Origin of the sequence: Bosea sp. 685, from assembly GCF_031884435.1 — a bacterium.
In the GTDB taxonomy this organism is placed as follows: Bacteria; Pseudomonadota; Alphaproteobacteria; order Rhizobiales; family Beijerinckiaceae; genus Allobosea.
This window is the reverse complement of the sequence record NZ_CP134779.1, coordinates 6166344-6190906: the sequence shown is the minus strand read 5'-3', so window position 1 is coordinate 6190906 and position 24563 is coordinate 6166344. Positions and strand designations below refer to the sequence as shown.

The window sequence follows — 24563 nt, the reverse complement described above, 5'->3', positions numbered from 1 at the left end:
TGGCGAAGACGGCCAACAACAAGAAGTCGGAGCCCGCTGCCGCCACGCCTGAGCCGGAGAAGCCGGCAAACAGCAACGAGAAGTAAGGCGGCGACCACTCCAGCCGCCGCTCCAGATACCGTCATCCCGGTCGACCAGCGGTCGACGGGATGGCGAGGAGGCCGTGATGACCCTCCCCGATCCCCTGACCCGCCACCCCATTCCCGGCTGGAAGGGCACGGCCTTCCTCAAGGCGATCGTCGACAATCCGCTGATCGAGGTCGGCGACTACAGCTATTACGACGACTCGCGCGGGCCCGAGCATTTCGTTGCGCGCTGCGTGCGCTATCATTTCGACTTCATCGGCGACCGCTTGATCATCGGCAAATTCGTCGCCATCGCGCAAGCCGCGCAATTCATCATGAACGGCGCCAACCATCCGATGGGCGGCTTCTCGACCTTTCCCTTCGGCATGTTCGGCTTCGAGAACGCGCCCGACTATACCCGTGAAAACACCGGCTTTCGCGGCGACACGCGTATCGGCAACGATGTCTGGATCGGCCGCGAGGCCGTGATCATGCCCGGCGTCACGGTCGGCGACGGCGCCATCATCGGCACGCGGGCGCAGGTCGCGCGCGACGTGCCGCCCTATGCCGTCGTGGTCGGCAATCCCGGACGCGTCGTGAAGATGCGCTTTGCGCCCGAGATCGTGGCCGAATTGCTTTCCATCCGCTGGTGGGACTGGGAGCCTGAGAGAATCGCGCGCAATATCGGCGTCATCGCCTCGGCTGACATCGACGCGCTGCGCGCGGCCGTGTAGGCAAGGACGATGAGTAGACAAGCACGATGACGACGAGCCTGACCACGCCTTATGGCGACGACGAGATCGAAAGCGCGCGCAAGCTGTTCGAAGGCCCCTGGGACTTCGTCTGGGCCTCGACCCATGTCGACGACCTGCCGCCGATGGTTGGCCAGGAGATCGCCTTCGCCGGGCGCTCCAATGTCGGCAAGTCGAGCCTGATCAACGCGGTCACCCGCCGCAACGCGCTGGCGCGGACCTCGCATACGCCCGGGCGCACCCAGCAGCTCAATTTCTTCCGCCAGGTCGGCGCCGATGAGCGCCTGACCATCGTCGACATGCCGGGCTATGGCTATGCCGCCGTCGGCCGGGCCAAGGTCGCGGCCTGGACCAATCTGATCCATGAATATCTGCGCGGGCGCTCCAACCTGATGCGCGTCTATGTGCTGATCGACGCCCGGCACGGCATCAAGGATGTCGACGGCGCGGTGCTGGAGACGCTCGACAAGGCCGCCGTCTCCTACCAGGTCGTGCTGACCAAGGGCGACGCGCTCAAGAAGGCCGATCAGCAGTTCATGATCGAGGCGACCTATGACGAGATCAAGCGCCGCCCGGCCGCCTTCCCCGAGGTGCTGCTGACCTCCAGCGAGAGCGGTCTCGGCATCCCCGAATTGCGTGCTGCCGTGGGCCGCGTGCTGGCGGAGCGGGAATAGAGGTTCATCACATACTCAGCCGTCATCCTGGACAAGCCGCGAAGCGGCGCAGCTCCGGGATCCATCATGGGGCGCCGCATAGCCCTATGATGGATCCCGGGACGCCCTCCGGGCGCCCAGGATGACGACGCGGTTGTTGCGAGGGCAGTTGGAGAATCACCATGACCGCCGCGAAGATTCATCTCACCCTCGCCGCCCTGATGGGGTTTGCCGGCGTCGCCTTGCTGGCGGCCGCCGCGCATATTACCGGGACGGTCAATGTCCAGACTGCCGGGCAGATCCTGCTCTTCCACGCCCCTGCCGTGATCGGCGCGACCGCAGCTCGCAAGGCCGGTTTCCTGACCGATTTCGTGGCGCGGCTGGCGATCTCGGCGCTGATCCTGGGTGCGGCCCTGTTCGCTGCCGACCTGACGCGGCGGGGCTTTTTCAACGAGGGCCTGTTCCCGCGCGCCGCACCGATCGGCGGCTGGTTCATGCTCGGTGGCTGGCTCGGGCTGGCTGTGGCCGCAGCGCTTGCGCCACGCAACTGAGATCGCCGAAAACCGGTTTCCACTTTTCGGCATGATGCTCTAGAAGGCGCACCGGCGCGGCTGTCTTGCGCGCGCTCGCGGAGCCTGCTCGATGATCAACCCCGCCCTTCTGACGCCGTCGCAATCAGCCGACCTCCTGGTCGTCGCACTGCCGCATATGCAGCGCTACGACCAAGAGGTCGTGGTGATCAAATATGGCGGAAACGCCATGGGCGATGCCGCGACGGCGGAGGATTTCGCCGAGGACATCGTGCTGCTGGAGCAGTCGGGCGTGAAGCCCGTGGTCTGCCATGGCGGCGGGCCGCAGATCGCGCGCATGCTGACCAAGCTCGGCATCAAGTCGGAATTCAAGCAGGGCCTGCGCGTCACCGACCAGGCGACGGTCGAGATCGTCGAGATGGTGCTCGCCGGTTCGGTCAACAAGGAGATCGTCGGCTACATCTCGCGCGAGGGCGGCAAGGCGATCGGGCTGTGCGGCAAGGACGGCAATATGGTCACCGCCCGCAAGGTGACGCGCACCATCGTCGATCCGGATTCGAAGATCGAGGAAATCCTCGATCTCGGCTTCGTCGGCGAGCCCGACAAGGTTGACACTACGGTGCTCGACGCCGTGCTGAAGGCCGAACTCATCCCCGTGCTCGCACCGGTCTGCTCGGCGGCCGACGGACAGACCTATAATGTCAACGCCGATACCTTCGCGGGCGCGATCGCGGGTGCGCTCAATGCCAAGCGCCTGCTGCTTTTGACCGACGTGCCTGGCGTCCTGAACAAGGACAAGGAGCTCATCCCGGAGCTGACGGTGGAGGAATGCCGCAGGTTGATCGCCGACGGCACGATCTCGGGCGGCATGATCCCGAAGATCGAGACCTGCATCTACGCGCTGGAAAAAGGCGTCGAGGCCGTCGTCATCCTCGACGGCAAGGTGCCGCATGCGGCGCTGATCGAGCTCTTCACCGATACCGGCTCGGGCACGATCATCCGGCGGTAATCCGCACCTCTCCATCCGTCATTGCGAGGAGCATGGCGACGAAGCAATCCAGGGCCGCAGCGCGCAGCCAGCTGGATTGCTTCGCTGCGCTCGCAATGACGGCGTGGAGCCGGCCTCGTGCTTAAACCTTAGCAGAGGACTTGCATGTCAGGCTGGGCGCTCCACATTTCCGAGTCCCCATGAACACGCACGCCTCACCTCCCGCCTCCGTGCCGCCGCTGCCCGTGGAGGCCTTCGCCCATGTCGATCACTGGGTCTTCGATCTCGACAACACGCTGTATTCGCACGAGGCGAAGGTCTGGCCGCAGGTCAATGAGCGGATCACGCTGTTCCTGCTCGAACTCTTCGGCCTCGATGGCCTGTCGTCGCATGCGCTGCGGCGCTATTATTACGAGCGCTACGGCACGACGCTGAAGGGGCTGATGGAGGAGCATGACGTCGATCCCGACGACTTCCTCGATTTCGCCCACCAGATCGACCTGACCCTGCTCGATCCCGACCCGGCGCTGGGAGACGCGATCGCGGCCCTGCCCGGGCGCAAGCTGATCTTGACCAACGGCTCGCGCGGCCATGCCGAGAATGTCGCCGGCAAGCTCGGCATCCTGCATCATTTCGAGGACATCTTCGATATCGTCCAGGCCGGCTTCCTGCCCAAGCCCGAGCGGGCGACCTATGAGAACTTCCTCGCCAAGCATGCGGTCGACCCCGGGCGGGCGGCGATGTTCGAGGATATCGAGAAGAACCTCGTCGTTCCCAGCGCGCTCGGCATGAAGACCGTGCTGATCATTCCGCGCACGCCCGACCCCTTCCGCGAGGTCTGGGAGCAGGCCGCGATCGAGGCCGGGCATGTGCACTATGTCACGGACGATCTGACCCGCTTCCTGGCGCCGCTGGGGCGAGAGGGCGGCATGGCAGGTCAAGGCGCCTGAAGTCGGAGCGATCCGGCTCTACCGGAAGCGCAGGTTCTCGCGCGACAGCTGGTCGATGCTGCTGCAGCCCATCAGCTTCATCCCGCGCTCGATTTCGGTGCGCATCGCGCCAAGCGCGCGCTCGACGCCCGGCTGGCCTGCCGCGGCCAGCGGATAGAGATAATAACGCCCGAGGCCGACGGCCTTGGCGCCGAGCGACAGCGCCTTCAGCACATGCGTGCCGCGCTGCACGCCGCCATCCATGATCACGTCGATCCGGTCCCCGACCGCATCGACGATCTCGGCGAGCTGGTCGAAGGCCGCCCGCGAGCCGTCGAGCTGGCGGCCGCCATGGTTCGAGAGGACGATGCCGGTACAGCCGATATCGACGGCCCTCCTGGCGTCGGCGACCGACATCACGCCCTTCAGGCAGAACTGCCCCGACCAGAGCTTGACCATCTCCGCGACATCGTCCCAGCTCATCGTCGGGTCGAGCATCTCGGTGAAATAACGGCTGATCGACATGGCGCCCCCGCCCATGTCGACATGCTGGTCGAGCTGCGGCAGCTTGAAGCGCTCATGCGTCAGATAGTTCAGGGCCCAGGCCGGCTTGAGCGCGAACTGCAGCATGCCGGCAAGCGTCAGCTTGAATGGAATCGAGAAGCCGGTGCGCAGGTCGCGCTCGCGGTTGCCGCCGGTGATGCTGTCGACGGTCAGCATCATCACCTCGACGCCGGCCTCCCTGGCGCGCTGCATCATGGCGCGGTTCAGGCCGCGATCCCTGTGGAAGTAGAACTGGTAGACCTGCGGCGTGTCGTGACGCTTGCGCAGCTCCTCGAGGCTGGTCGTCCCCAGGGAGGACACGCCGAACATGGTGCCGTATTTCGCCGCTGCCGCCGCGACGGCGCGCTCGCCCTCATGATGGAACAGGCGTTGCAGCGCCGTCGGCGAGCAATAGACCGGCATCGCCAGCTTCTGGCCCATGACGGTGACCGACATATCGACTTGCCCGACGCCGCGCAGGACGTTGGGAACCAGATCGCAGCGTTCGAAGCTCTCGCTGTTTCGGCGATGAGTCACCTCGTCATCGGCTGCGCCGTCGATATAATCGAAGATCGGCCCCGGCAGCCGCCGCTTCGCCATCGCCCGGAAATCATGGAAATTATGGCAGTCGCCCAGGCGCATCGCTTGTGTCTCGAAGTCGGATTGTCTGCTGAGGAGAGGTTAGGACCTTGGCCGAGATTTCCAGGCTTGGCCAGCCGGCGGCCTGCGGCGGCCGGGTGAATGCCTCTGGAGAAAAATCGTTGCGACAACGGCTCTAGCGAGGCAGATCGTTCGTCTTTACGGACCAGTTTTGATCTGTTATCGCTTTCGTCCGTTATAACGAACAGGACAGTGATCATGACCGGACAAGACAAGGGGGCGAGCCTGCACCCCGAAACACGGCTGGTCCATGCCGGCACCTTGCGCTCGCAATTCGGCGAGACCTCCGAGGCGCTGTTCCTGACGCAGGGTCATGTCTATGACAGCGCCGAGCAATGCGAGGCGCGCTTCCTGAACAAGGATCCGGGCTTCCAATATGCCCGCTTCTCCAACCCGACCGTGACCATGCTGGAGCAGCGCATGGCCGCGTTCGAGGGCGCCGAGGCCTGCCGCGCCACCGCGACGGGCATGGCCGCGGTCACCGCGGCGGTGATGGGGCTGGTGCGCGCCGGCGACCATGTCGTCGCCGCGCAGGCGCTGTTTGGCTCCTGCCGCTATGTCGTCGAGGAGCATCTGCCGCGTTACGGCGTCGCCTCGACGCTGGTGAACGGGCCCGACATCGAGGCCTGGCGCAAGGCGGTCAGGCCCAACACCAAGGTGTTCTTCCTCGAGAGCCCCTCCAATCCGACGCTGGAGGTGATCGACATCGCGGCGGTGGCGGCGATCGCTAGGGAAGTCGGCGCCAAGCTCATCGTCGACAACGTCTTCGCGACGCCGCTCTTCCAGCGGCCGCTGGAGCTGGGCGCGGACATCGTGGTCTATTCCGCCACCAAGCATATCGACGGCCAGGGACGCTGTCTCGGCGGGCTGCTGCTCGCTTCCGAGGAACTCATCCAGACCGAGATCCAGACCTATCTGCGCCAGACCGGCCCGGCGATGTCACCCTTCAACGCCTGGGTGATGCTGAAGGCGCTGGAGACCTTGCCGCTGCGCGTGCGGAGGCAGGCGCAGAGCGCGGCCATCATCGCCGACTGGCTGGCCGGCCAGGAGAAGCTGTCCAAGGTCATCTTCCCCGGCCACAAGAACCATCCCCAGGCTGCGACCATCGCCAAGCAGATGAGCGGCCCCTCGACGCTGATCGCCTTTGAGGTCGCCAGCGGCAAGGACGCAGCCTTCCGTCTGCTCAACGCGATGAAGCTGATCCGCATCTCCAACAATCTCGGCGATGCCAAGAGCCTGATCGTCCATCCCGCCACGACGACGCATCAGCGCTTCACGCCCGAGGTGCGGGCGTCGATGGGCGTGACCGACGGAATGATCCGGCTCTCGATCGGGCTCGAGCATCCCGATGACCTGATCGCGGATATCAAGCAGGCGCTGGCGACGGTCTGAGAACCGCGGTCATCCCGTGCGCGCTGCGGCATGAAGTGCCGCGGCGCAGACACGGGACCGCCATCAGGAATAGGCGCCCTGACGTCCTACGATCCCGCATCTGCGCAGCAGCACTGCGTGCTGCGGCGCGTGCGGGATGACACGCCTCACGCTGCGCGCTTCAACCCGACCTGGCCCCAGATCGCCGTCAGCGCGCCGACGAGATGGTCGATATCGGCGTCGGAATGCATCGGCGAGGGCGTGATGCGCAGGCGCTCCGTGCCGCGCGGCACGGTCGGGTAGTTGATCGGCTGGACATAGATGTCGAAGCGCTCGAGCAATTCGTCGCTGATCCGTTTGCACAACACGGCGTCGCCCACCATCACCGGCACGATATGGCTGGGGTTGGGCAGATGCGGGATACCCGCAATGTCGAGCCGGGCGCGGACGGCGGCAACGCGGTCCTGCTGGCCCTGACGCTCGGCCTGGCTCTGCTTGAGGTGGCGGATCGAGGCCAGCGCACCGGCAGCCAATGCCGGCGGCAATGAGGTCGAGAAGATGAAGCCCGAGGCGAAGCTGCGGATGAAGTCGCAGGTCGCGGTGGAAGCGGCGATATAGCCGCCCATGATGCCGAATCCCTTGGCAAGCGTACCCTCGATCACGGTCAGGCGATGGCTCAAGCCCTCACGCTCGCTGACGCCGCCGCCGCGCGGGCCGTAGAGCCCGACCGCATGGACCTCGTCGATATAGGTCATGGCGCCGAACTCGTCGGCGATGTCGCAGAACGCCGCGATCGGCGCGATGTCGCCATCCATCGAATAGACCGACTCGAAGGCGATCAGCTTGGGTCGACCAGGGTCGATCGTCTTCAGCTTGCGGCGCAGATCCTCGGGATCGTTATGGGCGAAGACGTGCTTCTCGGCGCGCGAATGGCGGATACCCTCGATCATCGAGGCGTGGTTCAGCGCGTCCGTCAGCACGACGCAGCCGGGCAGGCGGGACGCGAGCGTCGAGAGCGAAGCCCAGTTCGACATATAGCCGGAGTTGAACAGTAGGGCTGATTCCTTGCCGTGTAGATCCGCAAGCTCGCGCTCCAGCAGCACATGGTGATGGTTGGTGCCGGCGATGTTGCGCGTGCCGCCGGCGCCGGCGCCGCAGCCATCGAGGGCGCCATGCATCGCGGCGAGCACATCGGGATGCTGGCCCATGCCGAGATAGTCGTTCGAGCACCAGACGGTGACGTCGCGCGGGCCCTGCGTGCCGTGATAGGTCGCGCGCGGAAAATGGCCGGCATGGCGTTCGAGATCGGCGAAGACCCGGTAGCGGCCTTCCCTGTGGAGCCCGTCGAGCTCTGCACGAAAGAAGTTCTCGTAGTCCATCGGAAGCCTCCTGACGGCCTACTTCCTACGCAAACCGGCGCAGGCGCGAAATGGCACGCGGTGTCGCGGGGGAAATGCCCCGATCGCGCCTCAAGCTTCCCGGCGCGCGAGTTCCAGCAGCGTCTCCAATAGCACGCGGATCGCGATACCGGCATCGGCCTCGGTCATATTCTCCAGCGGCGAATGGCTGATGCCCCTCTCGTTGCGGACGAACAGCATCGCGGCCGGACAGAGCTTCGCCATCGTCATGGCGTCATGGCCGGCCCCCGATGGCAACCGCCGCGCGCTCAGATTCGCGCCCGTGCGGGCAATGCCTGCAGCGAAAGCCGCCTGCAGGCCCTCATCCATCGGCACGGCCTCGGCCTTGGCGTAGGGCGTCAGCGCCATCGTCACGCCCCGGCGCGCCGCGATCTCGGCGAAGCGGGCGCGGATATCGGCCTCCACCAGCGCGAGCGTCTCGTTCGAGGGGCTGCGGAAATCGATCGTGAAATCGACGGCTCCGGGCACGACATTGGTGGCGCCGGGGTCGGGCCGCAGCACGCCCACCGTGCCGACCGCCTGGTCATGGGCCGCCGCGATCGCCTCAAGCGCCAGCACCATCTCGGCGCTGGCAGCAAGCGCATCCTTGCGCAGGCTCATCGGCACCGTGCCGGCATGGCCGGCCTCGCCGGTGACGCGGATGCGCGCGCGGCTTTGCGCGTTGATCGCGGTGACGATGCCGACCGCCTCGTTCTCGGCCTCGAGCACCGGGCCCTGCTCGATATGGACTTCGAGATAGGCCTTCACCGAGCCGGGCTTGCGAGCCAGCTTGGCGATGGCGGAGGGATCGCCGCCGAAGGCGACGAGCGCGTCGGCGAGCCGCGTCCCATCGGAATCGCGCGCCTCGAGCGAGGCCGGATCATGATCGCCGGCGAGCGCGCAGGAGGTCGAGAGATGAGTGGGGAAGCGGACATTCTCCTCATCGCCGAAGGCCACGACCTCGAGCGCGAAGGGCAGGACGATGCCTGCATCCCGCAAGGCCTGCGCCGCCAGGATGCCGGCGACGACGCCGAGATTGCCGTCGAAGCGCCCGCCATCCTTCACCGTGTCGATATGCGAGCCGATCATCACCGCCTGCAGGCCGGGCGTCGCGCCTTCGCGCCGACCCTGCACGGAGCCGGCGGCGTCGATGAAGGCGGTCAGTCCGGCTACCTCCATGGCGCCCTTGGTCCACTCGGCCGCCTGCCTGTGCGCCGGCGAGAGATAAAGCCGCGTCAGCTTGCCCGGCTCGTCGGTGAAACGGTTGAGGCCTTGAAGCGCAGCAAAGGCGCGCGCGCCGAGCACGGCGGCGGAGGGAAGCATCTGAGTCATGTCATCAAGCTTAGTAAGTCGCCCGGCCGCCTGAAAGATCGAAAACGCCGCCGGTGGTGAAGCTGTTCTCGGCCGAGGCGAGGAAGGCGACCATGGCGGCGACCTCGTCGGGCAGCAGGAAGCGCCCGCGCGGGATCTTGGCGAGCATGTAGCCGATATGCTCTTCGCTCATCTGGTCGAAGATGCGGGTGCGGGCTGCGGCCGGGGTGATGCAATTCACCGCGATGTCCTGCGTCGCCAATTCCTTGCCGAGAGACTTCGTCAGCGCGATCACCGCCGCTTTTGAGGCGGAATAGGCCGAGGCGTTGGGATTGCCTTCCTTGCCGGCGATCGAGGCGACCAGGACGAGGCGGCCGTAATTGCGCTTGATCATCCCCGGGATCACCGCCTGGCAGCAATGCAGCGTGCCGTCGACATTGAGGCGCATGACCCGCGCCCATTCCTCCAGCGGGTATTCCCAGGTCTTGAGGTTGGGGCCGGCGATGCCGGCGCTGGTGACGAGGATGTCGACGCTGCCATGCCGGGCGTCCAGCGCGTCGCTCGCCGCCTTCACGGCGGCCGCGTCCGTCACGTCGATGGCGAGGCCCGTCGCCTCGCCGCCGATCTCGGCTGCGGCCTTGCGCGCGAGATCGCCGTCGAGATCCCAGATCGCGACCTTGGCACCGCTGGCGGCGAAACGCTCGGCGACGGCGCGGCCGATGCCCTGGGCTCCGCCGGTGACGATGGCGACGCGGTTCCTTAAATCGATTTGGTTCATCTTCGGCCCCTGGCTCGGTGGTGCCGCAACCTAGAGCAGGATGCGAAAAAGTGGGAACCGGTTTTTCGCATCCTGCTCTCGCTCTTGGCTGAGAGACGGATTCAGATGTCAGATGGGATCACCAAGTAATCCAATCTGACATCATCCGGTTCTCGTGCGTGATCGCCGAGGCTGTGAACCCGTTCCGGCATAAGGCCCCGCCCGCAGGAAGCGCGGGTTCGGCTGGAGCAGAGGCCAGCCAGGAACGCGCCGTTACCCGGGCTGCATTAAAACGTGATGCCAAACGGTAGATTTCAGTAACCATATCGGTAATCGTCGAGCCGGTAGGCGCCGTGCCAAAATGAAGCGTGCGCCGCAGAAAGTTCAGATTTTTCAACGCCTAGTTGCAATTGCGCAAGCGACGTCTCGACAACGTGCCGGATCGAAACAGACCTTCGATTTACGGCGCTTTTCGATTAACCCGGTAGCTACAATTGCAGGAAGAAGCCGTTCACCCTCCCGTTTGGTTCAACTTGACCCATAGCTCCTATCGGCGCTGACGTAAGCTCCAGTTCCATTGAGCAAGACGTGAACCCGTGGTCGCCACCCTATCCCTTGATCTCGCGAGCCATGCGAACGCCCCGGCCAAGCCCGGCTTCGCCACGCGCGATATTGGCGGCATCGGGATCGCGGTGCTGACGCGTGCTGACGCGCTTGCCGAAGTCGGCGACGCAATGGCCAATCGCCGGCATCTCAAGCTCGCCTTCTGCAACGCCCATCTCGTCAATCTGGCGGCACATGACCAGGCGCTGCGCCGCGAGCTTGCGGGCTTCCTGGTCCTCGCCGACGGGCTTGGCGTCGATCTCGGCGGCTGGCTGCTGCATGGCGCCGGCTTCCCGGCCAATCTCAACGGCACGGACTTCATCCCCGGCCTGCTCGCGATGGAAAAGCGGCGGCTGCGCGTCGCCCTGATCGGCGGGCGCCCTGGTGTCGCCGCCCGCGCCTCCGTGCGCCTGTCCCTGCAATATCCCGAGCATCGCTTCAGCGTGCTCAGTCACGGTTATTTTGCTCCCAGTGAGGAGGCCGGGCTGCTGGCGAAGCTGGAGGCCACACCGCCGGACCTGCTTCTGGTCGCTTTCGGCAATCCTCGACAGGAACGCTGGATCTCCGGGAGGCTCGGTGCGCAGCATTGTTCGGTTGCGGCCGGCGTCGGGGCCCTGTTCGATTTCCTGGCCGGCGAGGTTCCGCGCGCCCCCGAGGGGTTCCGCCAATTGAGGCTGGAATGGCTCTTCCGGCTCTGGCTGGAACCCAGCCGGCTCTGGCGCCGTTACGTGCTCGGCAATCCGGTCTTCGTCCTGCGCATGCTGCGCGCCCGGTTGTTCGAGCGTCGATCCACGCGATGAAACCGAGCTACGCCATCGCCACGCCGAGCTATGCCGGCGACATCGAGCGCTGCCGGCTGCTCTGCGCCAGCATCGACCGCTTCGTCACCGGCCATGCGATGCATTACCTGCTGGTCGAGGATAAGGACGTCGCGCTGTTCAAGCCGCTGGCAGGTCCGCGCCGGCAGGTGATCGCCGAATCCGCGCTGTTGCCATCCTGGCTCAAATCCCGGCCCGATCCGCTCGCGCTCGGCCGGCGGCGGGTCTGGACCGGTTTTCGCGCGCTGCGGCGCGGCATCCCGCCCTTGCGCGGCTGGCACGCCCAGCAATTGCGGAAATTCGCCCTGCCGCTGGTCAGCGGCGAAGACGTGATCCTCTTCGCCGATTCCGACATGCTGTTCCTGCGCCCGTTCGATCTGACCTATCTCGGCGAGGGCCAGGCGGTCCGCCTCTATGTGAAGCCCGCCGGCATCACCGCGGACATGAGCGAGCATGTCGCCTGGTGCGAGATGGCGGCGCGGCTGCTCGGATTGCCCCAGCCGGCCATGCCCAGCCCCGACTACATCAACAATCTGGTGAGCTGGCGCAGCGACAATGTCCGGGCGCTGCTGACGCGTATCGAGCAGATCAGTGGTCGCGACTGGGTCAGCGCGATCGCCTCCCAGCGGCAATTCTCGGAATATATGATCTATGGCTACTTCGTGGAGCGCGTGCTCGGCCTCGAGGCTGCGGGCCACACCCCGGACGGCTTCGAACTCTGCAAGGTCTATTGGGGTGGCGATGCCGGCGGGCTTGCGAGCCTGCGCTCCTTCGAGGATGTCCTCGACGAGGGCCAGGTCGCGGTCGGCGTGCAATCCTTCATCGGCCAGCCGGTCGAGCGGTTGAAGGCGCTGTTCGAGGCGCAGTAGCCAGCAGCCGGTAGGTCACGGCCGCCGACAGGATGTAGACCAGCCCGAAGACGGCGTTGAGCCAGAGCGCCCAGGCATCGCCGGCGGCAAAGCGCGTCATCACCCAGGAGACCAGCGCGGCTTTCAGCGCCGTCACGGCGCAGAGCAGCACGATGCGCGAACCGGTGAGCTCCCGGGCATAGAGCAATTCGGCGTGATATTCGATGAGATTGCGGAAGGCGGGCACCAGCAGCATCGGCAGGAAGAGATAAGCCGCCTCCGAGACGTTGCGGCCGAGCGCGCCCGGAAACGGCTTCAGCAGCAGGATGATGGCGGCAAGCCCCGCGACCGAGATCAGCGCGATGCCGAACTCGATCAGCGCCCGCCGCCCGAGCCCGCCGCCAAGGCCGCGCTCCTGCATGATCTTCTGCACCAGCATCTGATTGAAGCTGCGCACCGGCATCGCGGTCAGATCGACGACACGCAGCGCGATGGCGTAGAGCCCGGCCGTGCGCTCTCCGGCGAGCGCCAGCACCAGGAGCTTGTCCAGCTCGGCCTGGATATAGAAGACGATCTCGGCGGCGCTGGCGTAGAGCGCGTCGGCCATGCGGCGCGGATAAAGCCGATGCGCAAGGCGCCAGCGCAGTTTCGGCAGGAAGAATGCGAGCGCGAGCAGCGCCGTCGCCAGCGTGGTGGCGAGATAGGCCCAGGCCCAGACGGCGAGGCTGGCATGGCCGTAAAGATAGAACAGGATCGCGGCCAGCGTCCGCAGCGACGAGCCGATGATGACGAGCAGCGCCGCCTCGCGGAAGCGCCGCAGCCCGTTATTGATGATGGCGACGACCTCGACCAGTCGCCAGCCGACGATCTCGGCGCCGATGATCAGGGCGAAGGGCAGGAGCGCGAGCCGATCGGCGAACAGGGCCAGGTAGACGCCTGCCGCCGCAAGGATGATGACCGGAACGGAGAGGCAGGCAAGCCCGGCGAAGCCGGCGAGATAGGCCCCGAGCAATCGCGGCTTGACGGTGGCGACGCGGTAGACCGGTGAGACGAAGCCGAAGGCCAGCAAGCGCGATAGGATCAGGCCGCTGGCGGAGGCGGTCGCGAACAAACCGAATTCGCCGAGAGTCAACGTATTCGCAACGATGAGGAAGTAGACAAGGGAGATGACGAGCCGACCTGCCGAGCCGCTCAGGATCGTGAGGTAGGTCAGGATGGTGGAGCGGTCAGGCGACATGGAACCCGTTGAAGCAGCGATGGCTGGCTCGGCTCGTGCCTGCGCTTTGCCGAATTTCCCGTCTTCCTTAGCCGAGAGGCGTTGAGCGACCCTAAACGAAACGGAGCTTTGACCGCACGATGAACGAGCCCGCCTTGCCCCGGTATGACGCGCCTTCGACGCGGCGCGACGCGCTGCTCGCTGGCGCCGGGCTGGTTGCGGCCGGGCTCACGGCTTCGCGCGCGGCGGCGCAGCCCGCCCCGATTCCATTCGGCTCGGCCGCGCAGATCGAGACCTTCCGCGCCGACCCGCTCTATCGCGACGCCTTGAAGCGTTATTGCGACGTGATCGTGCCGATGAACGACCTGAAATGGGAGGCGCTGCGGCACGACCGGGCCGGGTTCGACTTCTCGGGCGCCGACGAGCTCGTCGCCTTCGCGCAGAGCAACGGTCAGGCCCTGCGCGGCCATGCCCTGCTCTGGGGCGAGGCCTTGCCGCAATGGGCCAAGGCGATGACCAGCCGCGCTGAGGCCGAACGCGAATTGATCCGCCATATCGAGGTGGTGGTCGACCGCTATAAGGGCCGGATCGCGACCTGGGATGTGGTCAACGAGGTCATCCGCTTCGATCCGCGCCCTGAGCCGATGCGCGATACGCTCTGGCAACGCCTGCTCGGCCCCGAACATGTCGAGATCGCCTTCCGCACCGCCGCCAGGGTCGATCCCAAGGCGCGGCTCGTGCTGAACGACTTCGCCTTCGAGGAGCCGAGCCCGCTGATCGCCGCGCGCCGGCAGACAGCGCTCGACCTCGTCCGCAAGCTGCAGGACAAAAACATCCCGATCCATGGCGTCGGCATGCAGGCCCATCTCTACGCCGATAAGCCGATCGATGCCGCGGCCGTGCAGGCCTTCGTCGCCGCGCTCGGCAAGCTCGGGCTCGATGTCGAGGTCACCGAGCTCGATGTGATCGACTGGAAGCTGCCGGCCGACGCGGCGACGCGCGATCGCGCCGCCGCCAGCCTGGTCTCGACCTATCTCAACGCCGTCACCACGGCCCGCCCGCCCAAGGCGATCGTGACCTGGGGGTTGAGCGACCGCTATTCCTGGATTCACGAGACTTTTCCGCGGCAAGACACGGCGAAGGCGCGGCCCTTGCCGCTGGACGCCGACTACAAGCCGAAACTGATGATGAACGTGCTCAACCGTTATCGACGGAGCGCGGGTTGATGCCTGGCCGGATGCATGCCTGCGGAGCGGCGATCAGCGCCGTCGACGCTCAGGCAGGAGCGACAGAGTGAAGCGTGGTATAATGTTCACCACCACTGAAACGGCAGCGGACGAGCCCGCCGAAAAACCGCCGGAGCGCCGCAAGCAGGCACAGGCCCCGGCTGCAGCCGCAGCTGCGCCCGACGCGCTCGCGCGCCTGACTGATCCGGCCTGGCTCGCCGCCACGCTCTGGAACCGCAAGGGGTTGATCATCCTCTCGGCGCTGCTGGGCCTCGTTCTCGCCGGGCTGGCGAGCCTGATGCTGCCGCCGAAATACATCTCGACGGCGCAGCTCTTCATCGACCCCCGCGACCTGCGCGTGCTCCAGAATGAGGTCTCGCCGAACGCGGTCAGCGGGGACCCGACCTCGATCACCGGCTATCTCGAAAGCCAGGCGCGCGTCATCGCCTCGGACAGCATCAAATCGCGCGTCGTCGAGAGTGAAGGGCTCGACAAGGATCCTGAATTCGGCGGCGAGGCCAGCAAGTCCGGACTGATGCGCATCCTGTCCGAGTTTCTGCCGGGCAGTGGCGCACCGGCCCATGAAGGCATGCTCTACGCGCTGGCCGCGCTCGACAAGAGCGTTGCTGTCCGGCGCGGCGAGCGCACCTTCGTCATCGACATCTCCGTGACGTCCAAGGAGGCCGCGAAGGCCGCGCGCATCGCCAATGCGTTGGCCAACGCCTATCTCGACGACCAGGCCTCGGTCAGGGCCGATGCCGCGCAGCGCGCCACCGGCGCCCTCACCGGCCGCCTGGAAGAATTGCGCAACCGCCTGCGCCTCGCCGAGGACAAGGCCGAGAAATACAAGGAAGCCAACAACATCGTTGGCTTCGGCGGCAAATCGATGACCGAGGAGCAGCTCGCGCTGAACAACGCCCAGCTTGTGGCGCTGCGCACGCGGGCGACCGAGGCCAAGGCGAAATATGACCAGACGCTGGCGACACGCGCCGCCAGCATCGAGGCCGGCGCGGTGCCCGAGGCCGTCGCCTCCAACACCATGACGGCGCTGCGCTCGCAGCTCGGCGCAGCGCTGAACAAGGAGGCCGATCTGCTTGCCTCCCTGGGCGCGCGCCACCCCGCGCTCGCCTCGGCGCAGGCGCAGGTGCGCGATGCGCGCCGGCAGATCGCAGAGGAACTCGCCCGCATCGGCCGCGCCGCCAAGGTCGAGTACGACCGCGCCGTCGAGGCCGAGCGCCAGATCTCCCAGCGGGTCGACCAGCTGACCAAGACGCAATATGCCGCGAGCCGCGCCTCGGTCGAGCTGCGCGAGCTCGAGCGCGAGGTCGAATCCTCTCGCGTCGTCTACGACGCCTTTCTGCGGCGCGCGCGCGAAACCGGCGAACTCGCCGGCATCGACACCACCAATGCCCGCATCATCAGCCAGGCCATGCCGCCGCTGGAGAAGAGCGGCATCACACGGCGGACCATCGCGATGCTCGGCGGCATCGGCGGCGGCGGCGTGGGCGCCATGCTCGCGATCGGACTGGCTCTGATGGCCAGCGCCCCGCTTCCGGCGCCCGCCGCGCAGCCCGTGGCCGGGTTCAGCTTCTGGCGGCGTCGGGCGCGCATGCCAGCGCCCGCAGAGCCGGACGCGCCTGCCGCCGAAGCGAGCCCGCCCGAAGATCTCGCTCCCGCTCCTGTTCCGGACACAACTCCGACCGCGCCAGCCCCCCAGCCCGCTGGCGCGAAGACGGGCTGGCGGCGCTTCACCACCATCCAGGGCGGGCAGGCCGAGCGCCTTCCCGAGATCGTCCAGGCCGCCACCGCTCCCTTGCTCGCCACATTGCCGGCCGTCAGGCACCGGCGCTGGCGGCGCAACGAGGACGAGCCGCGCTCGGTCTTCCAGTCCAAGGCGCATCTCGTCGATGTGCTCGACAAGCCCAACGCCGCCTTCGCCAAGGCGATCAGGACAGCCGGGATGGCGCTGGCCAAGGAGGGCGCCTCCAGTGCCAGGCGCCGCGTCCTGGTGCTCGGGCTGCGCGCCAATGCCGGCGCCTCGACGCTCGCGCTCAATCTCGCGCTCGATGCGGCGCAGGAGGGCTTGCCCGCGCTGCTGGTCGATGCCGGCCTCGGCGAGAACAGCCTGACCAAGGTGTTCGCGGGGGACGCGCAAACCGGCCTTTATGAGATCGCGACGGGGGCGGCCGGTCTCGTGCGCGCCGCCTTGCAGGACGAAGGCACTGGGCTGTTCTTCCTGCCCCGCGTCGGGCGGGTCGATCTCGTCACGCCGGAGCAGATCAGCGATAGCTTCTTCGCTGCAGCGCGGCGTTTTGGACCCATCGTGATCGACGGCGCGGCGCTGGGCAGCGACGGCCTGTCGCAACGCTTCGCGGACGCCGTCGACGACATCATCCTCGTCATCCGCAAGGGCGAGGTCGCCGCCGGCGATCTGGCGCAGGCCCATGACGCACTTGGCCCCAACGCCGCCAAGATCCGCGGCTTCGTCGTCAACGAAGCCTGATGAGCGCGACCGGCATCGAGGCGCGCGCGACGCCCGCAGTGGCCGGAAGCGAAGCCGGCCTCTATCTGCGCGGTTTCGTCTTCGTTGCGGCCTTCCTGCTGGTCTGGATCTCGACCGGCCCGTTCAAGGGCAGCTACGACGTTCCCAACGAGGACACCTCGAACGTCATCAACCAGCTCAGCTTCTCGCTGATCGCCGTGCTCGGCATCACGAGCGCCGCCCTGTCGGGCGGCCGGGCGGCCCAGGCCTATCTCAGGCCGAGCTGGATCCTGCTGATCACCTGGATGACGATCGGCGTGATCCAGTCCGCCAATCCCGACGTCTCGATGCGCGCCTTCCGCTTCACGCTGGTGGTGCTGACGATCGCCGGTTCGGGCATGCTGCTGCCCCAGGGCCGGCGCCATTTCGCCAGCCTCATCGGCACGGCGTCGTTGATCGTGGTGCTGATCTGCTATGCGGGCCTCGTGATCTACCCCGACATCGCGGTTCATTCGGCCGGGGACGCGCTCGAACCCGAGCATGCCGGGGCCTGGCGCGGCCTGTTCGACCACAAGAACATCGCCGGCGCGATGATGGTGGTTTTCGTGCTGATCGGCATCTTCGTGATGACGACGTCGCCGCGCCTGGGCTGGACGCTCGCTGGGCTCGCGACGGTCTTCCTGTTCTTCACCGGCTCCAAGACCTCGATGGGGCTCGGGCCCTTCGTCGTGCTGGTCGGGCTCGCCTGTGCACGGATCAGGAGCCTGTGGCTGCGCGCGCTGCTGGCGCTCGGCCCGCTCGCCTTGCTGCTCACGGCAACCATCGGCTCCGTGCTGTTCAAGCCGATCGACACCATCCTGCAGGCGCTCAGCCCCGGCCAGACCTTCACCGGTCGCACCGAGATCTGGAAATTCGCGCTCGATCGGCTCTGGAACCGGCCGATCCTCGGCTATGGTTTTGAGGGCTTCTGGCACAGCGACTATGTCATGTTCGCCGATATCGGCGAAGGCGAGACCGGCATCGCCCAGGGCATGGTCCATGGCCATAGCGGCTATGTCGACCTTGCCATCGGGCTCGGCATTCCCGGGCTGATGCTCGGGCTGATCGTGCTGATCCTGCTGCCGCTGCGCGACCATCACCGCGTTTTGCGCACGCCCGAGAACAAGGCGCTGGCCGAGCTCTTCTTCCGGATCTGGCTGTTCTGCGTCTATTCGGCCTGCCTGGAGAGCTTCTTCTTCCGCCGCGCCGACCCGGTCTGGTTCGCGCTCCTGGTCTCGGTGATCGGGCTGAGACTGACTTCGAAATACCGGGTTACGCCTTAGATCTAGTTCTTCTCCGGCTTGCGGTACTGCTCGTTGGCGACGCCGAATTCGGACATCAGACGGCCCAGCGCCACCTGCGCATGATAGAGCCCGATCAGGACCGAATGCGTGCGCAGGGCCAAGGCGAGCCCGCGAAAGGGCGAAGCCGCGAGCAGTACGAGCGATTTCGCCAGGACCCTGAGCCGTCCCGCCGGGCCGGGCTGCTGGCGCCGTGCGATCTGCGCCGAGAGCGCGCCATTGCGGAAGGCGCGCGCCGCGATCCAGCCGGTTTCGCTGCGCCTTGCCGGCATGGTCTCGGCTTGAGCCGCCTCCTGCACCCACCAGAAGCGGAAGCCCGCGGCTTTGGCGCGCGAGAAGAAATCGCTGTCGCCGCCGCCGGTGAAATCGAAGCTCTCGTCGAAGAAGGGGAAACCCAGCCGCTCCAGCACCTGCCGCCGGATCAGGTAGTTGGCGCTGGAGTAGAGGATCGGGATCGGGCCGGTGACGCTGTAATGCGAGCGGAACACCGGGTGCGCCTTCAGCCAGGTGCGCGAGGCATCCTCGAAAACCGGCGTGACCGAGCCGCCGAAGAGCTCGGCTGGGGCCGTCTCCGCCGCGCACAGGAAGGCGCCGAGCCAGCCGGGCTCGGCCTGCTCGTCGTCATCGATGCCGAGAACCTGTTTCAGCGCCGGAAACCGTGTCAGGGCGCAGCGCCAGGCTGCGTTATAGGCCTTGCAGTTGCCCTGGCGCGGCTCGACGATGACGAGGCCTTTGAACAGGCCGGCTTCCAGCAGCGCCTTGGCGCGAATGGCGCCGGCACGCTCGACGCCCTCATTCTCGACGACGATGATCGCGAAGTCATGCCCGCCCCGCTGCGCGGCCAGCGAGCGCAAGGTCGCCTCCAGCATGTCGGGCCGCTTGAAGGTCGGCACGCAGACGACGCTTTCGACGCCGCGCAAGGCCGCGTCAGGCGAGCGCGCGATGATCGTGAAGGTCTCAGTCGCGTCGAAGCCCGTCACCGCGAGCGGCGCTGCGGCTGCGGCATCGAAGATCGGGTCATTCTCGGTCAGGGCCATGGCGCACTAGTGGTTTGATTCCGACATTTGCTCCCCGTTCTATATCGAGCTCGGAGCAAATGTCGGAATCACCAAAACCACTAGCAAATCTTTGGTTTTCTAGTGGAACTTATGAATTTGACATTTGCCGCGCGGCCGATATCGGGCGGGTCGCAAATGTCAAATTCGTTCCACTAGACTGCATCAGGGCGCTTAAGGTTCCGTGTGCGCGATCGGCGCGGAACGGGGGCCAAGTGCCAGAAAGCATTGACGCTGGTACTCGGTTGGACTTGACCCTGCGATAGGATCTGCGTCTCTCTCGCGGCCTCCACCGCCAAAGGGCCGCCCGTCTTGCGCCTCGCCTTCCTGACCTCGTTGATCCCGGTCGCCCGGCCCGACACCGGTTTCGAGATCGCCAATGCCGCGATCCTCGATGCATTGCGCGCCGCCGGCCATGAGGTCACCGCCATTGGCTTCCTGCGGCCGGGCGAGATTCCGGCCCAGCCTGAAGGCGCGGTCGTGATCGACGCCATCGATATCGAGAACGCCGCCGTGCCGGCCCGGCGCAAGCTGCAATGGATTTTATCCGCCCTGGCGAAGGGCCTGCCGGTCGCCTGCGCGAAGCTCCGGCTGGCTGGTGAGGGCCGCTTGATCGAAGCGGTGCGCGCGCATGGACCGTTCGACGCGCTCATCCTGAATTCGGTGATGTTGCCCGGCGCCTTCCCGGAATTGCTCAGCCTGGGTCCTTGCGTGCTGGTCGAACACAATATCGAGCATGTCTCGGCGCGGCAGAGCGCGGCGCACAGCGCCAACCCGCTGCTGCGCTGGCTCTTCGCCCGCGAGGCAAGGCTGCTGGAGCGCATCGAGCGCCGGCTTTGGGACGAGGCGCGCTTCGTCTGGACCCTGGCCGAGGAGGATCGCGCCGTGCTGGGCCCGGCATATCAGGCGAAGTCGGCGGCGCTGCCGCTGGTCTCGGGCTCCGCCCGCAACGCTCCCGTCGAGGCGACGGAGCCCGCGCCCGCCTATGATATCGGCCTGATCGGAACCTGGACCTGGGCGCCGAACTTCATCGGCCTCGACTGGTTCCTGCGCGAGATCTGCCCGCTGCTGCCGCCCGAGATCACGGTCGCCGTCGCCGGCCGGCTGCCGAGCGAGATGCCGGACCTGCCGCCGCAGGTGAAGCTTGTCGGCAGGGTGCCCGATGCCGATGATTTCCTGCGGTCCTGCCGGATTCTGGCGCTGTCGAGCCGCGCCGGCACGGGCGTGCAATTGAAGACGATCGAGGCGATGCAACTCGGCCTGCCCGCGGTGGCGACGACGTTGTCCTGCCGGGGCTTTTCGGAGATGCCGGCGAATTTCAGCATCGCCGATACGCCCCCGGCCTTCGCGCAGGCGCTGGTCGCGCGCCTCGGCGCCATCCGCACTGGCGACCGGCAGCGCTTGGATGGGGCCGCTTTCATGGCCGGCCAACGCGCGGCATTGGCGGCGGGGCTGGCGCAGGGGCTCGCGGCCGCTTCGCGCTGAGAAGCGGTTGGCAACTCCGCTGCTCCTCAGAATGAGGGCTCAGGGGGGCCAAGCGGGCGCCATGCGCTACTCGGCCGTTTTGCGTTGTCCGATGATGACGCCGAAGAGCGGGCCGGCGCAGACCATCACCAGGAAGACGCGGATGATGTGGTGGGCTGCCACGAAGGCGACCTCGGTGTGCAGCGCCAGCGCGATCAGGCTCATCTCGGCGAGGCCGCCCGGCGAATAGGCCAGGATCAACGGCACATGGCCGTGGACCGAGACCAGCGCGACCAGCCAGGCGAAGCTCAAGGTCAGCGCCAGCAGGAGCACCGTCGAGCCGACCGAGAGCATGAGCACGCGCAGGATGATGCGCGGCGGCGTGCCGACGAAACGGCAGCCGATGGTGACGCCGAGCACGAGCTGCGCGCCATTGACGATCTCGAAAGGCGGAACCGCGTTGCTCAGCCCCGCCAGATGCACCGCGGCGCTGACCAGCATCGGCCCGAGCAGGAACTTTGCCGGCAATCTCAGCCAGTGCCCGACGACGATGCCGGCCAGCCCGCAGGCCAGCAAGGTGATTTCGGCGAAAAGCGGCGTCTGCTGGAATGACGGCCCCGCAACCCGCGTGCCGCCGAGCGGAACGCCGCCGATCCACTGCACGATGAAGGGCAGCGTCATCACCACCAGCAGGATGCGGGCGGAGTGGATCAGCGCGATGATGCGGGCGTCGCCGCCCTTTTCCTCGCCGACCGTGACCATCTCGACCAGACCGCCCGGCATGCCGGCGAAGAAGGCGGTGACCGGGTCGAAGCCTGCGAATTTGCGGAAATAGCCGACGCAGACGAAGCCGCAGGCGCACATGAACAGGACGAGGCCGGCGATGGTCGGCAACCAGTTGGGGATTTGGCTGATCACCTCCGGCTTGAAGCCGGCGCCGAGCATGACGCCGATCACCATCGTCATCGGCGGTCGGATCACCGGCGGCGCGGCGATGGGCACACGCAGCAGGGCTGCGATCGTGCAGACCACCATCGAGCCGAGCATCCAGGGCAGCGGCAGCCGCCCCTGCACGAAGAGCCAGCCGCCGACACCGCCAAGGACCAACGCCAACGCAAAACGCCGATAAGGGAAGCGCCCCGGCGCGAGTGCGCGAAGGCCCCCCGACAGACTCGACAGCAGATCCCTCATACGTCCGACTTGAACCCTGGCAAGACTTGAACTCTGGCAAAGCGTGATGCAGGCACCCGCCCGCGGAAGATGGAGGCCTCCTACACGCCTTTGCCCGGGCGCAACAGATCGGGGCCGGAATGCCGCCCTTGCCGCCGCCAACTTTGCCGTCACCACGCATCGGCCGGTTCGCCCTACACAACCCAGGCATGTGTCCGGGCCTCTGGCGGACAATGCCCGTTTCATCAATGGTTTCGCATCGGGGATGGAAACTGAGCCGCGCGCCAAAAAGCGCGGCCGATGGTTCGGGCGATGAGCGAAGAGCGACTAACCGGGCGGCAGGACCGTTCGGGTTTCGATGACGACGTCTCAGACGCCTCGTTCCGTCCGCTGCATGCCGACGAGCCGCCTGCGGAGGCGGCTCCCCCCATCGTTCTCAGCGCGATATCCAAAGTCACCGCGCCCGCGCAGCGCGGCTGGATCGCCCGGCTGCGACATGGCCTCGCCCATCGCTGGCTCACTGCGAGCCCCAATCTGCGCGGCTCGGTCTATATGCTGTCGTCGCTCCTGGTTTACGCCGTCATGGTCGGCGCGATGAAGCATGTCGGGGCCGCGATCCCGCTGATCGAGATCCTGATGATCCGCCAGATCATCATGAGCCTGGTCATCGTCGCGATCGCGGGCTCGGCGCTGCCGATGCTGATGCGAACGACGCGTCCCGGACTGCAGATCACGCGCGGCCTCATCACGCTCGCCTCGATGCTGTGCGGCTTCTCGGCGGTCATCCATATTCCGCTGGCGCAAGCGACTGCGATCGGCTTCAGCCAGGTCTTCTTCGTCACCATCGCCGCCGTGCTCGTGCTGAAGGAAAAGGTCGATTCGCGGCGCTGGATCGCCACCATTATCGGCTTCGCCGGCGTGATGATCATGCTCGATCCTTCCGCAGGCGGGCTCAACATCTATGCCTTGGCCTCGATCGCCGGCGCGCTGTTTGGCGCCGGCGTCACCGTCAGCGTGCGCATGCTGGCGGCGACCGAGCGCACCGAGACCATCCTGCTCTATCAGGGCGTCGTGCTGATGGCGGTGCTGGCCGTGCCGTGCTGGTGGTTCTGGATACAGCCGAGCCCGAAGCAGTGGTTCTGGCTCGTCGTGCTCAGCCTGTTTGGCACCGCGGGACAATGGCTGCTCACGCGGGCCTATCAGGTCGGTGAGGCGGCCGCGCTCGCGCCACTCGACTTCACCCGGCTGATCCTGTCCTGCTTCACCGGCTTCGTGTTCTTCGCCGAAATCCCGGCATTGACCACCGGGATCGGCGCCGCCATCGTCATCGGCGCGACGCTCTACACCATCCGGAAGAATGCCAGGCCGGTGCTCGCCCCCAGCCCGCCCGGGCCCTTGACCTGACCACCCCGTTCGAAAGGCCGCCTGTGACCCATCATTTGCTCGAAGCCGGCCTTTCGACCTGCCATTGGGGCTTCTTCGACGCTGCGCTCAAGCCTGTGCTCAGCATCGAGAGCGGCGACAGCGTCACGATCCGCACCGTCACCGGCCCGGCCGAGGCGCAGCCGAAATCCGGCTTCCATGTCCTGCCTGAGATCCACGAGATCCATGCCAAGGCAGACCGTTCGGTGCCCGGCCATATCCTGACCGGCCCGGTCGCGGTGAAGGGCGCCAGGCCTGGCCAGGTGCTGGAGGTGCGCATCCGCGAGGTGAAGCTGCGCACCGACTGGGGCTACACCATGATCAAGCCGCTCTCGGGCACGCTGCCCGACGAGTTCGACACGCATAAATTGATCCATATCGGGCTCGATGCGAAAACCAATCTGGCGCATCTGCCCTGGGGCATGGAACTGCCGCTGGCGCCCTTCTTCGGCGTGATGGGCACGGCGCCCCCGGCGCATTGGGGCAAATTGACCTCGCTCATACCGCGCGCCTTCGGCGGCAATCTCGACAACAAGGAACTGGTCGCGGGTTCGACGCTCTATCTGCCTGTTTTCGTCGAGGGCGGGCTGTTCTCCTGCGGCGACGGCCATGGCGCGCAGGGCGATGGCGAGGTCTGCGTCACCGCAATCGAGACCGCGCTCGAAGGCACCTTCGAGTTCATCCTGCGCGAGGACCTGTCCTTCACGACGCCCCGGGCGGAGACGCCGACCCACCACATCACCATGGGCATCGATCCCGATCTGGACATCTGCGCCCAGAAGGCGCTGCGCGAGATGATCGCGCTGATCGTCGGGCGCACGAAGCTCGCGCGCGAGGAGGCCTATATGCTGTGCAGCCTCGCCGCCGATCTGCGCGTGACCCAGACGGTCAACGGCTCCAAGGGCGTGCATTGCATGCTGGCGAAGAGCCTGGTGGCGTAAGCCGAAGCAATCCAGGGAACGT

21 protein-coding genes are annotated in these 24563 nt (G+C 66.5%); 14 read left to right on the top strand and 7 right to left on the bottom strand.

Annotation, left to right across the window (positions count from 1 at the left end):
• Positions 1 to 166: 166 nt before the first annotated feature.
• The 5 genes from RMR04_RS30105 (at position 167) to RMR04_RS30085 (ending at position 3938) form a co-directional block, all read left to right on the top strand.
• Positions 167 to 799, top strand: a complete 633-nt coding sequence (locus tag RMR04_RS30105; protein ID WP_311912168.1) for a CatB-related O-acetyltransferase — start codon at positions 167 to 169, stop codon at positions 797 to 799.
• Positions 800 to 825: 26 nt separating this feature from the next.
• Positions 826 to 1491, top strand: a complete 666-nt coding sequence (gene yihA, locus RMR04_RS30100) for a ribosome biogenesis GTP-binding protein YihA/YsxC (RefSeq protein WP_069689186.1) — start codon at positions 826 to 828, stop codon at positions 1489 to 1491.
• A gap of 161 nt (positions 1492 to 1652) precedes the next feature.
• Positions 1653 to 2021: a DUF423 domain-containing protein gene (locus RMR04_RS30095; RefSeq protein WP_311912167.1), complete on the top strand. Its 369-nt coding sequence runs from the start codon at positions 1653 to 1655 to the stop codon at positions 2019 to 2021.
• A gap of 91 nt (positions 2022 to 2112) precedes the next feature.
• Positions 2113 to 3009: an acetylglutamate kinase gene (argB, locus tag RMR04_RS30090; protein ID WP_069689189.1), complete on the top strand. Its 897-nt coding sequence runs from the start codon at positions 2113 to 2115 to the stop codon at positions 3007 to 3009.
• Between the two features lie 179 nt (positions 3010 to 3188).
• Positions 3189 to 3938, top strand: coding sequence for a pyrimidine 5'-nucleotidase (locus tag RMR04_RS30085; RefSeq protein ID WP_311912166.1), 750 nt, complete (start codon positions 3189 to 3191; stop codon positions 3936 to 3938).
• Between the two features lie 18 nt (positions 3939 to 3956).
• Here RMR04_RS30085 and RMR04_RS30080 read toward each other — a convergent pair whose 3' ends face one another.
• A complete protein-coding gene (locus RMR04_RS30080; RefSeq protein WP_311912165.1) occupies positions 3957 to 5102 on the bottom strand; it encodes an alpha-hydroxy acid oxidase in 1146 nt (381 codons plus the stop codon).
• 216 nt (positions 5103 to 5318) lie between these two features.
• Here RMR04_RS30080 and RMR04_RS30075 point away from each other — a divergent pair, with 216 nt between their 5' ends.
• Positions 5319 to 6512, top strand: a complete 1194-nt coding sequence (locus RMR04_RS30075) for an O-succinylhomoserine sulfhydrylase (protein WP_311912163.1) — start codon at positions 5319 to 5321, stop codon at positions 6510 to 6512.
• 146 nt (positions 6513 to 6658) lie between these two features.
• On the opposite strand, the gene hemA is transcribed toward RMR04_RS30075, so the two are convergent.
• The 3 genes from hemA to RMR04_RS30060 form a co-directional block, all read right to left on the bottom strand.
• A complete protein-coding gene (gene hemA, locus RMR04_RS30070; RefSeq protein ID WP_311912162.1) occupies positions 6659 to 7870 on the bottom strand; it encodes a 5-aminolevulinate synthase in 1212 nt (403 codons plus the stop codon).
• A gap of 90 nt (positions 7871 to 7960) precedes the next feature.
• Positions 7961 to 9211 carry an allantoate amidohydrolase gene (locus tag RMR04_RS30065; RefSeq protein WP_311912161.1) on the bottom strand — a complete coding sequence of 417 codons (1251 nt, stop codon included), beginning with the start codon at positions 9209 to 9211 and terminating at the stop codon, positions 7961 to 7963.
• Between the two features lie 19 nt (positions 9212 to 9230).
• Positions 9231 to 9977, bottom strand: a complete 747-nt coding sequence (locus RMR04_RS30060) for an SDR family NAD(P)-dependent oxidoreductase (protein ID WP_311912160.1) — start codon at positions 9975 to 9977, stop codon at positions 9231 to 9233.
• A gap of 575 nt (positions 9978 to 10552) precedes the next feature.
• Here RMR04_RS30060 and RMR04_RS30055 point away from each other — a divergent pair.
• Complete coding sequence (locus tag RMR04_RS30055) at positions 10553 to 11359, top strand: WecB/TagA/CpsF family glycosyltransferase (RefSeq protein ID WP_311912159.1); 807 nt, start codon at positions 10553 to 10555, stop codon at positions 11357 to 11359.
• The gene (locus tag RMR04_RS30050) at positions 11356 to 12246 is read left to right on the top strand and encodes a DUF6492 family protein (RefSeq protein WP_311912158.1); all 891 of its coding nucleotides are present in this window, start codon (positions 11356 to 11358) and stop codon (positions 12244 to 12246) included. Before RMR04_RS30055 ends, RMR04_RS30050 begins: the two co-directional genes overlap by 4 nt.
• Here the strand turns inward: RMR04_RS30050 and RMR04_RS30045 are convergent.
• Positions 12197 to 13462 (bottom strand): lipopolysaccharide biosynthesis protein, encoded by a 1266-nt coding sequence (locus tag RMR04_RS30045; protein WP_311912157.1) that lies wholly within the window; start codon positions 13460 to 13462, stop codon positions 12197 to 12199. The two genes, RMR04_RS30050 and RMR04_RS30045, sit on opposite strands and share 50 nt — an antisense overlap.
• A gap of 119 nt (positions 13463 to 13581) precedes the next feature.
• Here RMR04_RS30045 and RMR04_RS30040 point away from each other — a divergent pair, with 119 nt between their 5' ends.
• From RMR04_RS30040 to RMR04_RS30030, 3 genes are all read left to right on the top strand, one after another.
• Positions 13582 to 14667, top strand: coding sequence for an endo-1,4-beta-xylanase (locus tag RMR04_RS30040; protein ID WP_311912156.1), 1086 nt, complete (start codon positions 13582 to 13584; stop codon positions 14665 to 14667).
• A gap of 67 nt (positions 14668 to 14734) precedes the next feature.
• The gene (locus RMR04_RS30035; RefSeq protein WP_311912155.1) at positions 14735 to 17170 is read left to right on the top strand and encodes a Wzz/FepE/Etk N-terminal domain-containing protein; all 2436 of its coding nucleotides are present in this window, start codon (positions 14735 to 14737) and stop codon (positions 17168 to 17170) included.
• Complete coding sequence (locus RMR04_RS30030; protein WP_311912154.1) at positions 17170 to 18471, top strand: O-antigen ligase family protein; 1302 nt, start codon at positions 17170 to 17172, stop codon at positions 18469 to 18471. The genes RMR04_RS30035 and RMR04_RS30030 overlap by 1 nt, the downstream gene beginning before the upstream one ends.
• A gap of 2 nt (positions 18472 to 18473) precedes the next feature.
• On the opposite strand, the gene RMR04_RS30025 is transcribed toward RMR04_RS30030, so the two are convergent.
• Entirely contained in the window at positions 18474 to 19526 is a 1053-nt protein-coding gene (locus RMR04_RS30025; RefSeq protein WP_311912153.1) for a glycosyltransferase family 2 protein, read from the bottom strand.
• 330 nt (positions 19527 to 19856) lie between these two features.
• Between RMR04_RS30025 and RMR04_RS30020 the strand changes: the two genes are divergently transcribed.
• Positions 19857 to 21029 carry a glycosyltransferase gene (locus RMR04_RS30020; protein ID WP_311912152.1) on the top strand — a complete coding sequence of 391 codons (1173 nt, stop codon included), beginning with the start codon at positions 19857 to 19859 and terminating at the stop codon, positions 21027 to 21029.
• 66 nt (positions 21030 to 21095) lie between these two features.
• Here RMR04_RS30020 and RMR04_RS30015 read toward each other — a convergent pair whose 3' ends face one another.
• Positions 21096 to 22121 (bottom strand): AbrB family transcriptional regulator, encoded by a 1026-nt coding sequence (locus RMR04_RS30015; protein ID WP_311912151.1) that lies wholly within the window; start codon positions 22119 to 22121, stop codon positions 21096 to 21098.
• Between the two features lie 369 nt (positions 22122 to 22490).
• On the opposite strand from RMR04_RS30015, the gene RMR04_RS30010 reads away from it, so the two are divergent.
• Complete coding sequence (locus RMR04_RS30010; protein ID WP_311912150.1) at positions 22491 to 23582, top strand: DMT family transporter; 1092 nt, start codon at positions 22491 to 22493, stop codon at positions 23580 to 23582.
• Positions 23583 to 23605: 23 nt separating this feature from the next.
• Positions 23606 to 24541 (top strand): acetamidase/formamidase family protein, encoded by a 936-nt coding sequence (locus RMR04_RS30005; protein ID WP_311912149.1) that lies wholly within the window; start codon positions 23606 to 23608, stop codon positions 24539 to 24541.
• Positions 24542 to 24563 lie beyond the last annotated feature (22 nt).

Excerpts from the sequence above, each read along its gene's own strand:
- RMR04_RS30105 (WP_311912168.1), top strand. The coding sequence starts at position 167 with ATGACCCTCCCCGATCCCCTGACCCGCCACCCCATTCCCGGCTGGAAG.
- yihA (WP_069689186.1), top strand. The coding sequence starts at position 826 with ATGACGACGAGCCTGACCACGCCTTATGGCGACGACGAGATCGAAAGC.
- RMR04_RS30095 (WP_311912167.1), top strand. The coding sequence starts at position 1,653 with ATGACCGCCGCGAAGATTCATCTCACCCTCGCCGCCCTGATGGGGTTT.
- argB (WP_069689189.1), top strand. The coding sequence starts at position 2,113 with ATGATCAACCCCGCCCTTCTGACGCCGTCGCAATCAGCCGACCTCCTG.
- RMR04_RS30085 (WP_311912166.1), top strand. The coding sequence starts at position 3,189 with ATGAACACGCACGCCTCACCTCCCGCCTCCGTGCCGCCGCTGCCCGTG.
- RMR04_RS30080 (WP_311912165.1), bottom strand. The coding sequence starts at position 5,102 with ATGCGCCTGGGCGACTGCCATAATTTCCATGATTTCCGGGCGATGGCG.
- RMR04_RS30075 (WP_311912163.1), top strand. The coding sequence starts at position 5,319 with ATGACCGGACAAGACAAGGGGGCGAGCCTGCACCCCGAAACACGGCTG.
- hemA (WP_311912162.1), bottom strand. The coding sequence starts at position 7,870 with ATGGACTACGAGAACTTCTTTCGTGCAGAGCTCGACGGGCTCCACAGG.
- RMR04_RS30065 (WP_311912161.1), bottom strand. The coding sequence starts at position 9,211 with ATGCTTCCCTCCGCCGCCGTGCTCGGCGCGCGCGCCTTTGCTGCGCTT.
- RMR04_RS30060 (WP_311912160.1), bottom strand. The coding sequence starts at position 9,977 with ATGAACCAAATCGATTTAAGGAACCGCGTCGCCATCGTCACCGGCGGA.
- RMR04_RS30050 (WP_311912158.1), top strand. The coding sequence starts at position 11,356 with ATGAAACCGAGCTACGCCATCGCCACGCCGAGCTATGCCGGCGACATC.
- RMR04_RS30045 (WP_311912157.1), bottom strand. The coding sequence starts at position 13,462 with ATGTCGCCTGACCGCTCCACCATCCTGACCTACCTCACGATCCTGAGC.
- RMR04_RS30040 (WP_311912156.1), top strand. The coding sequence starts at position 13,582 with ATGAACGAGCCCGCCTTGCCCCGGTATGACGCGCCTTCGACGCGGCGC.
- RMR04_RS30030 (WP_311912154.1), top strand. The coding sequence starts at position 17,170 with ATGAGCGCGACCGGCATCGAGGCGCGCGCGACGCCCGCAGTGGCCGGA.
- RMR04_RS30025 (WP_311912153.1), bottom strand. The coding sequence starts at position 19,526 with ATGGCCCTGACCGAGAATGACCCGATCTTCGATGCCGCAGCCGCAGCG.
- RMR04_RS30010 (WP_311912150.1), top strand. The coding sequence starts at position 22,491 with ATGAGCGAAGAGCGACTAACCGGGCGGCAGGACCGTTCGGGTTTCGAT.